General features: G+C 71.7%; 13 protein-coding genes. 7 read left to right on the plus strand and 6 right to left on the minus strand.

The window, feature by feature from the left end; translation table 11 throughout:
- Position 1: 1 nt before the first annotated feature.
- Positions 2 to 622 (minus strand): MSMEG_1061 family FMN-dependent PPOX-type flavoprotein, encoded by a 621-nt coding sequence (locus ACLJPY_RS40920; protein WP_410596345.1) that lies wholly within the window; start codon positions 620 to 622, stop codon positions 2 to 4.
- Between the two features lie 56 nt (positions 623 to 678).
- On the opposite strand from ACLJPY_RS40920, the gene ACLJPY_RS40925 reads away from it, so the two are divergent.
- Positions 679 to 1296, plus strand: a complete 618-nt coding sequence (locus ACLJPY_RS40925; protein WP_410596346.1) for a TetR/AcrR family transcriptional regulator — start codon at positions 679 to 681, stop codon at positions 1294 to 1296.
- Between the two features lie 173 nt (positions 1297 to 1469).
- Here the strand turns inward: ACLJPY_RS40925 and ACLJPY_RS40930 are convergent, their stop codons facing one another.
- Positions 1470 to 2042 carry a LuxR C-terminal-related transcriptional regulator gene (locus ACLJPY_RS40930; protein ID WP_410596347.1) on the minus strand — a complete coding sequence of 191 codons (573 nt, stop codon included), beginning with the start codon at positions 2040 to 2042 and terminating at the stop codon, positions 1470 to 1472.
- Between the two features lie 22 nt (positions 2043 to 2064).
- On the opposite strand from ACLJPY_RS40930, the gene ACLJPY_RS40935 reads away from it, so the two are divergent.
- Positions 2065 to 3033 carry a histidine kinase gene (locus ACLJPY_RS40935; RefSeq protein WP_410596348.1) on the plus strand — a complete coding sequence of 323 codons (969 nt, stop codon included), beginning with the start codon at positions 2065 to 2067 and terminating at the stop codon, positions 3031 to 3033.
- Here ACLJPY_RS40935 and ACLJPY_RS40940 read toward each other — a convergent pair.
- Positions 2996 to 3679, minus strand: a complete 684-nt coding sequence (locus ACLJPY_RS40940; RefSeq protein WP_410596349.1) for a TetR/AcrR family transcriptional regulator — start codon at positions 3677 to 3679, stop codon at positions 2996 to 2998. The genes ACLJPY_RS40935 and ACLJPY_RS40940 overlap by 38 nt on opposite strands.
- Before the next feature lie 95 nt (positions 3680 to 3774).
- Here ACLJPY_RS40940 and ACLJPY_RS40945 point away from each other — a divergent pair, with 95 nt between their 5' ends.
- A complete protein-coding gene (locus ACLJPY_RS40945; protein WP_410596350.1) occupies positions 3775 to 4878 on the plus strand; it encodes a serine hydrolase domain-containing protein in 1104 nt (367 codons plus the stop codon).
- On the opposite strand, the gene ACLJPY_RS40950 is transcribed toward ACLJPY_RS40945, so the two are convergent.
- The 3 genes from ACLJPY_RS40950 to ACLJPY_RS40960 form a co-directional block, all read right to left on the minus strand.
- Positions 4836 to 5564 (minus strand): polysaccharide deacetylase family protein, encoded by a 729-nt coding sequence (locus ACLJPY_RS40950; RefSeq protein WP_410596351.1) that lies wholly within the window; start codon positions 5562 to 5564, stop codon positions 4836 to 4838. The two genes, ACLJPY_RS40945 and ACLJPY_RS40950, sit on opposite strands and share 43 nt — an antisense overlap.
- Positions 5565 to 5857: 293 nt before the next feature.
- Positions 5858 to 6664: an NAD-dependent epimerase/dehydratase family protein gene (locus ACLJPY_RS40955; RefSeq protein ID WP_410596352.1), complete on the minus strand. Its 807-nt coding sequence runs from the start codon at positions 6662 to 6664 to the stop codon at positions 5858 to 5860.
- 41 nt (positions 6665 to 6705) lie between these two features.
- Positions 6706 to 7515 carry an IclR family transcriptional regulator gene (locus ACLJPY_RS40960; RefSeq protein ID WP_410596353.1) on the minus strand — a complete coding sequence of 270 codons (810 nt, stop codon included), beginning with the start codon at positions 7513 to 7515 and terminating at the stop codon, positions 6706 to 6708.
- A 152-nt stretch (positions 7516 to 7667) separates the two neighbouring features.
- Here ACLJPY_RS40960 and ACLJPY_RS40965 point away from each other — a divergent pair, with 152 nt between their 5' ends.
- From ACLJPY_RS40965 to ACLJPY_RS40980, 4 genes are read left to right on the plus strand one after another with little or no spacing between them, the layout of a single operon-like run.
- A complete protein-coding gene (locus ACLJPY_RS40965) occupies positions 7668 to 9179 on the plus strand; it encodes a sodium:solute symporter family protein (RefSeq protein WP_410596354.1) in 1512 nt (503 codons plus the stop codon).
- 50 nt (positions 9180 to 9229) lie between these two features.
- The gene (locus ACLJPY_RS40970) at positions 9230 to 10165 is read left to right on the plus strand and encodes a 5-dehydro-4-deoxyglucarate dehydratase (RefSeq protein WP_410596355.1); all 936 of its coding nucleotides are present in this window, start codon (positions 9230 to 9232) and stop codon (positions 10163 to 10165) included.
- A complete protein-coding gene (locus ACLJPY_RS40975; protein ID WP_410596356.1) occupies positions 10165 to 11421 on the plus strand; it encodes a glucarate dehydratase family protein in 1257 nt (418 codons plus the stop codon). The genes ACLJPY_RS40970 and ACLJPY_RS40975 overlap by 1 nt, the downstream gene beginning before the upstream one ends.
- A 4-nt stretch (positions 11422 to 11425) precedes the next feature.
- Positions 11426 to 12553 carry a hypothetical protein gene (locus ACLJPY_RS40980; protein ID WP_410596357.1) on the plus strand — a complete coding sequence of 376 codons (1128 nt, stop codon included), beginning with the start codon at positions 11426 to 11428 and terminating at the stop codon, positions 12551 to 12553.
- Positions 12554 to 12556 lie beyond the last annotated feature (3 nt).

A 12556-nucleotide genomic window follows, 5' to 3' on the forward strand; every position in this document is an offset into this window, starting at 1 on the left:
GTCAGTACAGCTTCCGGTAGCCGTCTTCGAGGAGCTGGTCGAGCAGCGCCGGTTCGAGGTTCATCTTCTCGGCCGCGATCTCGCCGGCCGACGGCAGTTCCGCCGCGAGCGCCCGGCTCGCTGGGTCCCACAGTCGCGACCGGATCAGCGCGCGCCCGCAGTGGAAGTAGACCTCGGCCACGTCGACGACGATCGCGAACGCCGGCGCCTTCGCCTCGGTGCGCATCCGGGCGAGCACGTCGGGGTCGTCCGTGACGTACGCGCTCCCGTTGACGCGCAGGGTCTCCCGCATGCCGGGGACGAAGAACAGCAGGCCGACGCCGTCGTTTTCGGCGATGTTGCGGAAGGAGTCGGCGATCTTGTTGCCGGGCCGGTCGGGCAGGGCCAGGGTGCGCTCGTCGAGCACCTTGACGAAGCCGGGGTAGTCGCCGCGCGGCGAGCAGTCGGCACGGCCCGCGGCGTCGGCGGTGGCCAGCGCCAGGAACGGCGAGTGCGCGATGAAGCGGCGGGCGTGCGGGTCGATGCGGTCGCCGATCTTGGCCTTGATCATCGCCTCGGGCTCGCCCAGCCGGGCCCGCACCTCGGCCACCGAGACGCGGCGCAGCGTGTTTGTGCTGGTCATGGCACAATTATGAGCAAATACTCAGATCTTGACTACTCGCTTTCGCCGGAGGGGCCGTGACGCCGGACCAGCGCCGCATCCAGCCACGTAAACAGCCGCGGCAGGTGCGCGCCGAGCTGACCCGGCAGCGGATCCTGACCGCGGCTGCTCACGTTTTCGCCGACCACGGCTACGCCGCCGGCACCACCAACCGCATCGCCGAGCGCGCCGGCATCTCGATCGGGTCGCTGTACCAGTACTTCCCGAACAAGGACGCGATCCTCGCCGAGCTGCTGACCCGCCACCTGGACGACGGCACGGCGGCCGCGGCGAAGGTCCTGACCGGCCCGCTGCCGGCTCCGCTCGAGGAGGTGCTGCGCGTGTTCGTCCGGCTCGCGGTCGAAGCCCACCGCGACGACCCGCACCTGCTGCGCATGCTGCTGGAGCAGGCGCCGCGGTCGAACGAGCTGCTCGAGCGGATCGGCGGGGTGAAGCGGGAGATGGTCGGCTACACCCGGGACCTCCTGGAGGGCCATCCGGAGGTCCGCGTCACGGATACCGTCACGGCGGCCCGCCTGGTGATCGCGACGGTCGAGCTGGCGGTCCACGACCTGCTGGCCGAACCCGATCCGATCGACGCCCGGCGGCTCGAGGACGAGATGGTCGCGATGCTGACCCGGTACCTCAAGGGGTGAGCTGCCGGACGGGCTCAGGCGTCCGCCCGCCGGAGGCTCGCCGCCCACGCGGCAACCTCCGGTTGCCACGCCCGGCTGTCCCAGTCGTCGACCGGCAGGTCGGCGGCCGGCAAACGCTTGCGCGAACGGCACTCCGGCCGGCGCCGCGCCAGGTGGTCCGCGCAGCAGTCCGCTCAGCGGTCCCTGGCCACCAGCGCCGCCTGGGTGCGGCTGGTCACGCCGAGCTTCGCCAGCACGTTCCCGACGTGCACCTTCACCGTCCGCTCGGCCAGCCGGAGCCGGGTCGCGATGTCGCGATTGGACAGTCCTTCGCCGAGCAGCTCCAGCACGTCCCGCTCGCGCGGTGTCAACCTGCCGCCGCCGCTCAGCGCGGCCGCCGCGGCCGGGCTCAGTGCCGTCATGCCCTCGTGGGCGGCCCGGATGGCCGCGGCCAGCTCGTCGCCCGAGGCGTCCTTCAGCACGAACCCCGCCGCGCCCGCGCCCAGGGCCTCGCGGATCTCGCGCGGACGACCGACCGTCGTCAGCATCAGCACCCGCCGCCGCTCGAGCCGGCGCAGGACTTCGAGGCCGTCCATCCCCGGCAGGTACAGGTCGAGCAGCACGACGTCCGCCTCGACCGGCGACACCAGCAGCTCCGGCCCGCTCGCGTACTGCCCGACGACGTCGAGGTCCGGCTGCGCGCCCAGGATCAGCGCGATGCCCTCGCGCACCAGGGCGTGGTCGTCGACGACCTGAACCCGGATCATGCCCGCACTCTACTGTCGGCCCATGCGTCAGTCCTTCGTCACGACGGCGGCCGTCGCCGCGGTCTTCTTCGCCAGCGGGGCGTGGACGCCGCAGCAGGGGTGGGTTGCGGCCGGGCTCAGCGCGGTCCAGCTAGTCCCGCTGCTGTGGGCGCGCCGCGCGCCGGTCCTCGTGCTGGTGGTGGTGACCCTCGCGACGGCCGGGCACCTGCTGCTCGACCAGCCGCGCAACACGATGTACGTGCCGGTGCTGCTCGCCCTCTACAGCACGCCACGGCGGTGGCTCGCGGCCGCCGCGGCCCTCGTGGTCGGCGCCGCCGTGTTCCCGGCGAAGGGCCTGTTCGACGGCACGGTCCTCGCCGTGACGATCGCCGCGGTCGCCTGGCTGCTGGGTGCCGAACGCCGCCGGGCGCTCGCCGAGCGGGCCGAACGCGCGGCCCGGCGCCTGCACGACACGCTCGCCCAGACCACGGCCGTCATGCTCGTGCAGGCCGAAACGCTGCGCGCGGTCGGCGACCTGACCGACGCCGACCGCGAACGCCTCGACACGCTCCTGGCGGCCGGCCGGGGCGCGCTCACGCTCGTCCGCCGCACGCTGGACGACCTGCGCGACGACGCCGAACGCGCTCCCGACCTCGCCGAGGTGCTGGCCCGGCTGCGCACCGCGGGCCTGGTCCTCGACCGCGACCCGGTGCTGCCCGCGCTGCCGCGCCCGGCGCGCGAGCTGGCCGAGCGGTTCATCGCCGAAACCGCGGTGAACGCGCTGCGCCACAACGGCCCCGGCGTCCGGCTGCGGCTCGGTGTCGAGGCCGGAACGCGGCTGACGATCACGGCGCGGAACCCGCTGAAGGGGACGTCGCCCGGCGGTGGCGGCTACGGGCTGGCCGGGCTCGCGCAGCAGGCCGCGGCGGCCGGGGGAGCGGTGTCGTTCGGGCCGAAGGACGGCGAGTGGGTGGTCAGCCTGGCGCTGCCGGGCGTGCGGGTCGCCTGCTGATCGCGGCCTCCACGTCGGCGAGGTGGGCGGCGATGAGCTCCTCGAACGCCGCGCGGCGGTCCGCCCCGAGCGGCCGGACTTCGCGTGCGAAGTGGGCCAGGGCGGGGAAGCGGTCGGGATCGGCGCCCAGCACGGCGACGCGGAACAGCTCCATGCCCTGCTCGTGTTCCTCCGGCGTGACGGTGCTGACACCGGCCTCGGAAGCGATCAGCGCGGCGAAGAGGATCGCGATCCGGTGGTAGCGCGCGGGGATCTCCGCGTCCGGCAGGCCGGACGCGCGCAGGGCCTGCAGCACCTCTTCCATGACCAGCCGGGATCCCGCGCCGCTGGAGGCGTAGCGCCCCCAGACCACGGCGATCTGCGGCTGCTCGCCGAACGCCTCCCGCAGGCGCAGGGCCAGCGCGGTCAGGCGCTGCTTCCAGTCACCTTCGGGCCGGAAGCCGTCCATCGCGCCCACGAGGATCCGGTCGGCGAGCGCGCGCAGCAGCTCCGTCTTGGTGCGGAAGTGCCGGTAGAGGCTCGAAGAGTCGGTCCCGAGCTCCGCGGCGAGCTTGCGCACGCTGAACGACTCGGCGTCGCTCCGCCGCAGCAGGTCCGCCGCCGTGTCCAGGATTTGTTCGGTCGTCCAACGCCTTCGGTTCGCCATCTCGTCCCTTCGCCGCCGTCAGCGTAGCTTATGCACTTGCTGTTGCACGCACTGCGTGCATAATGAGGACACTTCCCCTCCCCGAAGGAGTTCCCATGGACCATGCGCAGCTGGACGCCGCCCTCGACGCGGTGCACCGGGCCGGCGTTCCGGGCGTGTTCGCCGAGGTGCGGGCCGGTGACCAGGTCTGGCGCGGTGCCGCCGGGGTCGCCGACACCGGCACCGGCCGGCCCGTTTCCGCCGGGATGCGGCACCGCGTCGGCAGCGTCACGAAGACGTTCACCGCCGCCGCGGTGCTGCGGCAGGTCGAGCGGGGCCGGATCGGCCTGGACACCCCGATCGGCCACTACCTGCCGAAGCTGGTGCCGGGTGAGCGCGGGCGGGCGATCACCGTCCGGATGCTGCTCGACCACACCAGCGGGCTCGCCGAGTACCTCCCGTACGCCTACCCGAGCCTCAAGGCGTTCCCGGACCTGGCCGCCACCCGGCCGGACAGCCTCGACGAGCACCGGTGCACGCGGTTCGACCCGGTCGAGCTGATCGCGCTGGGCGTCGGCGCGCCGCCGGTCGGTCCGCCCGGGGTGTACTCCAACACGAACTACCTGCTGCTCGCGCAGCTCCTGGCGCACGTGACCGGCGGCAGCGCGGAGGAGTGCATCACCCGCGACGTCATCGACCGTGCCGGGCTCCGCGACACCGCCTTCCCCGCCGGGACGCACGTCGAGGGGCCGCACTCGAAGCTGTACGAATCGTGGTTCGGCATGATCGACCCGCCGCGCGACTACAGCGTCTTCGACATGTCGTGGGTGGGCCCGGCCGCTTCGCTGATCTCGACGGTCTCGGACCTCAACCGCTTCTACGCCCTGTTGCTGGCGGGCGAGATCGTGTCACCGGCTTCGCTGGCGGAAATGCGGCGGACGGTCCGGATCGTTTCCCAGGAGGGCAAGCTGATCGACTACGGCCTCGGCCTGCACCCGGTGGAGCCGGCGGAGTTCTGGGGCCACGGCGGCACGGTCTGGGGCGGCGGCACCCTGGCGGCGGCCCGCGCGGACGGCACGCGGCAGTTCGCGATCGCGGTGAACGCGCAGCGCTGGAACCGGCTCGACGGGTCGGGACGCCCCCAGCCGCACCCGATCGACGGCGCGCTCGCCGCCCTCTACCGGGCGGCGATGAGCTGTGACACCGTCACGAACCGGTAGCCGCGCTGCTCGAGCTGGTCGAGGATCGGGCCGATCGCCCGGCGCGTCTGCTCGCGCGAGGCGTACATGGCGTGCAGCACCACGATCGAGCCCGGCCGGACCTGATCGACGACGGCCTGTTCGACGGTGGCCGCGTCGGGCGTGCCGTCCGAATCGGGCGCCACGTCCGCGGTGATCGTCGTGCGGTGGTGGGCCGCGAGGTACTGCGGGAGCGCGAACAGCTTCTTGCCGTACGGCGGCCGGAACAGGATTTCGCCGGTGTAGCCGGTCGTGCGGATGAGGGCGTCGGTGGCTTCGACCTCGTCGGCGACCCAGGACGGCGTCACGCCGATCATCCGCTCGTGGCTGAAGCTGTGGTTCCCGATCTCGTGCCCGGCGGCGGCGATGGCGCGCGCGAGGTCCGGGTGCGCGGCGATCTCCCGGCCGATGAGGAAGAAGGTCGCGGGCACCGCACGGCGTTTCAGGGTGTCGAGGATCGTTGCGGTGCCGGCGGGATCGGGCCCGTCGTCGAAGGTGAGGGCGACGATCTTCTCGCTGGTCTCGACGTGGTCGACGAGGGTGCCGAAGAACTGGAAGGTTCGCGACTTCGAGACCGCGAACAGGGTGATCGCGGCGGTGAGGACGACGACCAGCGCGCTTGCCACGACGATGGCCCACTTCCGCGCGCGGCGGGATTTCAAGATCATGGCCGCCACCCTGGCGGTGGCGCCCGGACGGGGGAAGCCGCAAAGGTACTAGTACCCGTCAGCGGGTGGGTGCTGCGGGCCGCCGCGGTCACTGCTTTGGTGCGGTCGTAAGGGGTTCCGCCACCCCGAAGCCTGATTGTGACTACGGCCGGCGACCCCTCGTCAAGGCGGGAAAGCGTGCCTTGACAAGGGGTCGCCGGCCGTGTTCTGGCTTCGGATCGGGGTTGCGGGGGTCTGGGTGCCCCCTTCGGGGGCGATGCCGCCTGGCGGCGGTCCCCTTCTTGCGCTGTGCCTCAGAGGGGGTTGAACGCGCCCAGCGGTGCTGTGCAGAACGGGCCGCCGACGTACTCGGCCGCCGCGCCGGTCGGCGCCGGCTTCGAAGCCAGCTGGTCCGCGTACACCTCCGCGTCGTCCAGTGACTTGTAGCCCAGGGCTTCCGCTTCCTTCAGCGAGTAGATCCGGCGCGTGTTGTCCGAGACGCCCCAGATCAGGCGGTAGCCCGGCGAAGGCGCCGACAGGCACGCCTCGAACAGGCGGGCGCCGTCGTCGGGGGAGAGCCACGTCGTCAGGCCGCGGGGGCCCAGGGGCAACGGGGTTTCGAAGCACGAGCCGATGCGGATCACGATCACGTCCATGCCGAAGCGGGAGTGGTACAGGCTGCCCAGTGCCTCGATCGCCGCCTTGCTGACGCCGTAGTACGTGTCCGGGCGCGGGGACGAGTCCGCCGGGAGGTCCTCGTCCACCCGGCGGAAGCCCACCGCGTGGTTGCTCGACGCCAGGATCACCCGCCGGATCCCCGCGGCCTGCGCCGCCGCCAGGACCGTCTGCGTCCCGTTGATGTTGACGTCCAGCGTCGCTTCCCACGTGTTCTCGCGGCTGTGGCCGCCCAAGTGGATCAGCGCGTCGACGCCTTCGCACGCTTTCGCCATCGCCGCCGGGTCGGTCACCGACGCCGTCACGATCTCTTCGGAGGCGTTCGACGCCGTCTGGGGGGCCAGGTCGAGCAGGCGCAGCAGCCGCCCGGGACGCTGCAGGCGGGGCCGCATCAGGGTGCCGACGACACCCGCCGACCCGGTGATGAGCACACGCTGGTCCGTCATGGAGGTCCTCTCCTAACAGGGAATGGCGGCGGACTGGGGTGTTACCGGATGCCGGCCCGGCGCAGCTGCTGGCCGAGCTCGGTGGTGGTCTCGGCGAGCAGCTCGCCGACGCGGCGGGCGTCGTCGTCACTCACCTGGGCGATCGGCATCGAGCAGCTGATCGCGTCGGTGCCGGGAATGCGGTACGGGATCACCGCGGCGACGCAGCGGACGCCGAGCGTGCCTTCTTCGACCTCCGCGGCGTACCCGCGCTCGCGCGTCGCGGCGCACTCGGCGTGCAGGCCTTCGAGCGTGGTGATGGTGTTCGGCGTCAACGCGGTCAGCGCCGACGGCATCAGCGCCTCGATCTCGTCGTGCGTGAGCTCGGCCAGCAGGGCCTTGCCCAGCGCGGTCGCGTGCGCGGGCAGCGTGCGCCCGACGCGCGAGACCAGGTGCGTCGAGCGCTGCGACTCCCGCGTCTCCAGGTAGACGACCTCGGTGCCGTTGCGGCGTGCGAAGTGCGCCGTGAAGCCGGTCTTCTCCCGGATGCGCTCCAGAGCTTCGGTGGCGAACGGGACGACGGCGTCGCGGTCCAGGTACGCCGTGCCGCAGATCAGCGCACGGACACCGAGGCGGTAGCGGGCGGTGTTCGTGTCCGCCTCCAGCCAGCCCGCCTCCAGCAGCGTCCGCAGCAGGCCGTGCAGGGACGAGCGCGGAAACCCCGTGCGCGCGTGCAGGTCCGACAGCGACAGCCAGACGTCGTTCGCCGCGAAGGTCTCGATGAGGTCGACGGCCCGGCGCGCGGACTTGACTCCCGAGCTCTCCGCGGGAGCGCCCTCGGCCGCTGCCGGGTTGTCCACCTTCTGCGGCATTTGCGTGCCTCCGTCCGGCCGTTGACTTGTGACCCCGGCCATATTAGCGTCCCGAACAACGTTCTTATGGATGAACATAATCACTATAACAGACTCCGTTCATAGATGTGAACAGTGACCCACATCGACGTGGACGCGGAAGGGAGCCTGCGGTGCACGCACTCGACTGGACGATGGTCTGCGCGTACTTCGCGCTGATGATCGTGATCGGCTGGTGGTCGCACAAGAGAGTCAGCGACGTGAAGGACTTCTTCACCGCGGGCGGCCGGATGCCGTGGTGGCTGGCCGGCATCTCGCACCACATGTCCGGCTACAGCGCCGTGCTCTTCGTCGCGTACGCGGGCGTGGCGTACACCACGGGCGTCACCGTCTACTTCTGGGGCTTCGCCAGCATCGGCATCGGCGTGGGCATCGGCAGCTGGCTGTTCGCCGCCCGCTGGAACCGGTTGCGCTCCAAGCTCGGCGTCGCTTCGCCGCTGGAGTACCTGGCCAAGCGCTACAACGTGCCGACGCAGCAGGCGCTGGCCTGGAGCGGCAGCCTGCTGAAGATCTTCGACATCGCGGCCAAGTGGTTCGCCGTCGCGACCCTGCTGCACGTCTTCGCCGGGCTGGACTACAACCTCGGCATCCTCATCACCGGCGCGGTCACCCTGGTCTACTGCACCATCGGCGGCCTGTGGGCCGACGCGCTCACCGACTTCGGCCAGTTCGTCATCCAGGCCATCGCCGCGGTCGTGATGATCGTCGTCGTCCTGGGCAAGCTGGGCGGGATCTCCGCGCTCTGGACGATGTGGGACAAGCTGCCCGAAGGGCACGTCGACCCGGTGACGTCCAAGTACACCACCATCTTCCTGCTCGTCTACGTGCTGGTGAAGACGCTGGAGTACAACGGAGGCATGTGGAACCTGGCGCAGCGGTACATGGCCGCGCCGAACACCCAGGAGGCCAAGCGGGGTGCGCGGCTTTCGTCCGCGCTGTACCTGGTGTGGCCCCTGGTGCTGATGTTCCCGATGTTCGCCGCGCCGCTGCTCATCCCCGGCGTCAAGGACCCGACGCAGTCCTACGCGATCATGACGACGACGTTCCTGCCGCCGGGCCTGATCGGGCTGGTGCTGGCCGGCATCTTCTCGCACACGATGGCGATGGTCTCCTCCGACGCCAACGCGATCTCCGCGGTGATCACCCGCGACATGATCCCGGCGATGTTCCGCCGCACCCGGCAGTGGACCGACGTCCAGGGCCTGAAGGCGGCCCGGATCACCACGGTGATCTTCGTCGCCCTCACCATGCTCGTGGCCACCCAGGCCCAGAACCTCGGCGGCGTCCTGCAGATCGTCGTCAACTGGGTCGCCGCGCTGATGGGCCCGATCTCGATCCCGCTGCTGCTGGGCATGCTGCCGTGGTTCCGCAAGTGCGGCCCGCGCGCGGCGCTGATCTCCTGGGCGGGCGGCCTGGTCGACTACGCGCTGGTGTACTACGTCTTCAAGGCGAACCAGACCGTGCTCGTCGCGACGCCGATCCTGGTCTCGCTCGCGCTCTACGTCGGTCTCGGGCTGCTCGCCCCCGAGCGCAGCGCGGCCGCCGATGAGATCGTCGACACCGTGAACACCGCCGACGGCGACGACGCCGACCGCACGCAGGAAGGCACGACCGTGCCCGCCTGACGCAGGCCACACCCGGCCGCAACCGAAGAAGGACGAGAGAGCGGAAACTGATGGCACAGAACGAGATCGAGCTGGACGGCCTGCTGGCGTTCCCCCTCACCCCGTTCACCGAGGACCTCGAGGTCAACCTCGACGCGCTCGCGGAGAACGTGGAGAGCCACATCGCGGCGGGCGCCGGTGCGCTGTTCGTCGCGTGCGGCACCGGCGAGTTCAGCTCGCTCTCGCCCGCCGAGGTCGCCTCGGTGCTCGCCCGGGCCCGGGAGGTGGCCGACGGCCGCGTCCCGGTCTGGGTGGGCGCCGGCGGCGGGGCGGCGGCGGCGCGGGCCGGGATCGCGGCGGCACAGGACGGCGGCGCGGACGGCGTCCTGCTGCTGCCGCCGTACCTGGTCACCGGGCCGTCGGCGGGGCTGGTCGACTTCGTGCGGTACGCCGTCGGGGACTCGTCGGTGCCGGTCATCGTCTACCACCGCGGCACCGGCGTGTACACCGCGCCAGCCGCGGCTTCGCTGCTGGACATCCCGTCGGTCGTCGGCCTCAAGGACGGCTACGGCGACGTCGAGGTGATGACCCGGATCGTCACCACGATCCGGTCGCTGGACACCGAGCGGGCGCGGAACTTCCTGTTCTTCAACGGCTTGCCGACCGCGGAGGTCTCGGCCAAGGCGTACGCCGCGATCGGCGTCGCCCGGTACTCCTCGGCGGTGCACTGCTTCGCCCCGGAGATCGCCCACCGCTTCCACCGCGCGCTCGGCGAAGGCGACACGCGGGTGATGGACGCGCTGCTGACCGGCTTCTACCTGCCGCTGGTGGCGCTGCGGGACGAGACGCCCGGCTTCGCCGTCTCGCTGGTCAAGGCCGCCGCCCGGCTGCGCGGGGACAAGGTCGGCCCGGTGCGGCCGCCGCTGGTCGAGCCGACGCCGGAGCAGGTCCACCGGCTCGAGAAGGTCGTGGAGGACGGCTTCGTGACGCTGAAGGGGCTCGGCTGATGCAGATCCTCGACGTGGTGCTGACCCCGGTCGCGTTCGCCGACCCGCCGCTGCTCAACGTCATGGGCGTGCACGAGCCGTTCGCCCTGCGCAGCGTCGTGCAGGTCAAGTGCGATGACGGCGTAGTCGGGCTCGGCGAGTCCTACGGCGACGAAGCGTTCCTGGGCGAGGTGCGCAAGGTGCTGCCGCGGCTGCGCGGCCACGACGTGTTCGACCTGCCCGGCCTGCGGCGGCTGGTCGCGGAGGCGCTGTCGGACACGGTGCTGACCGACGCGCACGGCCTGATCGGCGGGTTCTCGATCCGCAAGACCATCGCGAGCGTCTTCTCGCTGTTCGAGGTGGCCTGCCTGGACGCGCAGGGGCACTACCTGGGCCGTCCGGTGACCGACCTGCTCGGCGGCAAGGCGCGCGACGCCGTCGAGTTCTCCGCCTACCTGTTCTACAAGTACGGCAAGCACGTCGACGGCCGCGAGGACTCCTGGGGCGAGATCACCACGTCGGAAACCCTGGTGGGCTCGGCGAAGCGGATGATCGACGAGTACGGGTTCCGCTCGATCAAGCTCAAGGGCGGGGTCTACGAGCCCGCGCAGGAGGTCGACGGCGTCCGCGCGCTGGCCGAGGCGTTCCCCGGGCACCCGCTGCGGATCGACCCGAACGGCGCCTGGACGGTCGAGACGGGCATCCGCGTGGCCGGCGAGCTCGAAGGTGTCCTGGAGTACCTCGAAGACCCGACGCCGGGCATCGAGGGCATGGCGCGGGTGGCCGCGGAAGCGTCGATGCCCTTGGCCACCAACATGTGCGTGGTGAACCACGGCGACATCGAGCCGGGGTTCCGGGCACGCGCGATCGGCGTGCTGCTGTCGGACCACCACTTCTGGGGCGGCCTGCGCGCCACGCAGGCGTTGTCGGTGACGTGCGAGAGCTTCGGCGTCGGCCTGTCGATGCACTCCAACAGCCACCTCGGGATCAGCCTGGCCGCGATGGTGCAGGTCGCCGCGGCGACGCCGCACCTGACCTACGCGTGCGACACGCACTGGCCGTGGAAGGTCGAGGACGTCATCGAGCCGGGCGTGCTGGAATTCCGCGAAGGTGCCGTCGCGGTGCCGACGACACCGGGCCTCGGGATCACCCTCGACGAGGACGCGCTGGCCCGCCTGCACGAGAACTACGTCCGATGTGGACTGACGAAACGGGACGACGTGACCTACATGCGCCAGTACGTGCCCGGGTTCGAACCCAACACGGCGAGGTGGTGAGCCGGTGAAGGTGACCGGGTACGCCTACCCGTGGGACGTCCTGGAACCCGGTTTCGCCGCGCGGGTTCAGGCGCTCGGCGTGGACGAAGTGGCGGTGGCGCTGTCCTACCACAGCGCGCGGGCGGCGACGCCGTGGTCGCCGTCCCGGACGGCGGTCGTGGCGCGGCACGCGGCGTTCTACCGCCCGGTGTCCGGGGACTGGGGCGCGCTGCGTCCGTCCACTCCGGACTGGATGGCGGCTCCGGATGCCGGGGGCGACGCCGTCCGGCTGCTCAACGCGGCCGGCGTCCCGGCCGCCGCGTGGATCGTCCTGACCCACAACTCCCAGCTCGGGTACGAGCACCCCGGCGTCGTCGTGCGCAACTGCTTCGGCGAAACCTACCCGTGGGCGCTGTGCCCTTCGCGGCCCGAGGTGCGCGAGTACGCCGCCGCCGTGGTCGCGAATTCGGTCGCCGGGCTGGAGCTGTCGTCGGTGATCCTCGAGGCGTGCGGCCCGCTCGGCGCGGTGCACCAGCACCAGCACGAGAAGACCGACGGCGTGTGGGCGCCCGCGGTCGCGCGGCTGCTGTCCATCTGCTGCTGCGACGCCTGCGCCGCAGCCTGGGACATCGACGCGGAGACCGTCCGGGCGCAGCTCGTCGAAGAGGTCCGGCGGCTGATCGCCACCGCTGACCTCGGCGTCACCGGCGACCGGTTGCCGCCGGAGCTGACGCAAATGCTGCTGCGGGTCCGGCAGCGGGCGACCGACGAGCTGCGGGCCGCGGTTTTGGCCGTCCTGCCGCCGGGCACCCGGACCGTGCTGCACGGCGCGCTCGACCCGTGGGTCACCGGCGCGCTGCCCGGCCTGACGCCGTCGGCTCCCGACGACGTCGACGCGGTCGTATTGTTCGGGTGGGCCCCGGCCACGGGAGCCGAGGCCGTCGCGGCGGCCCGGGACGCCCTGCCCGAGCGGGTCGCGATCGGCAGTTACATCACGGCGGTCGCCGCCGCGCCGGTGCCGGACATCGCCGCGTACGTCGGCGAGCTGGCCAAGGCGGGGGCCGCCGAGCTGCACCTGTACCACCTCGGCTTGGCCGGTCCGGGTCGCTGGCCCGACCTGGAAACGGCCACCGCCGCCGCCCATGACAACTGAGGA

It is taken from the genome of Amycolatopsis sp. lyj-23, from assembly GCF_046549135.1.
Classification (GTDB): domain Bacteria; phylum Actinomycetota; class Actinomycetes; order Mycobacteriales; family Pseudonocardiaceae; genus Amycolatopsis.

Bases quoted from the DNA above. Each gene is read 5' to 3' on its own strand.
- ACLJPY_RS40920 (WP_410596345.1), bottom strand. From the start codon at position 622: ATGACCAGCACAAACACGCTGCGCCGCGTCTCGGTGGCCGAGGTGCGG.
- ACLJPY_RS40930 (WP_410596347.1), bottom strand. From the start codon at position 2,042: ATGATCCGGGTTCAGGTCGTCGACGACCACGCCCTGGTGCGCGAGGGC.
- ACLJPY_RS40935 (WP_410596348.1), top strand. From the start codon at position 2,065: ATGCGTCAGTCCTTCGTCACGACGGCGGCCGTCGCCGCGGTCTTCTTC.
- ACLJPY_RS40940 (WP_410596349.1), bottom strand. From the start codon at position 3,679: ATGGCGAACCGAAGGCGTTGGACGACCGAACAAATCCTGGACACGGCG.
- ACLJPY_RS40945 (WP_410596350.1), top strand. From the start codon at position 3,775: ATGGACCATGCGCAGCTGGACGCCGCCCTCGACGCGGTGCACCGGGCC.
- ACLJPY_RS40950 (WP_410596351.1), bottom strand. From the start codon at position 5,564: ATGATCTTGAAATCCCGCCGCGCGCGGAAGTGGGCCATCGTCGTGGCA.
- ACLJPY_RS40955 (WP_410596352.1), bottom strand. From the start codon at position 6,664: ATGACGGACCAGCGTGTGCTCATCACCGGGTCGGCGGGTGTCGTCGGC.
- ACLJPY_RS40960 (WP_410596353.1), bottom strand. From the start codon at position 7,515: ATGCCGCAGAAGGTGGACAACCCGGCAGCGGCCGAGGGCGCTCCCGCG.
- ACLJPY_RS40970 (WP_410596355.1), top strand. From the start codon at position 9,230: ATGGCACAGAACGAGATCGAGCTGGACGGCCTGCTGGCGTTCCCCCTC.
- ACLJPY_RS40975 (WP_410596356.1), top strand. From the start codon at position 10,165: ATGCAGATCCTCGACGTGGTGCTGACCCCGGTCGCGTTCGCCGACCCG.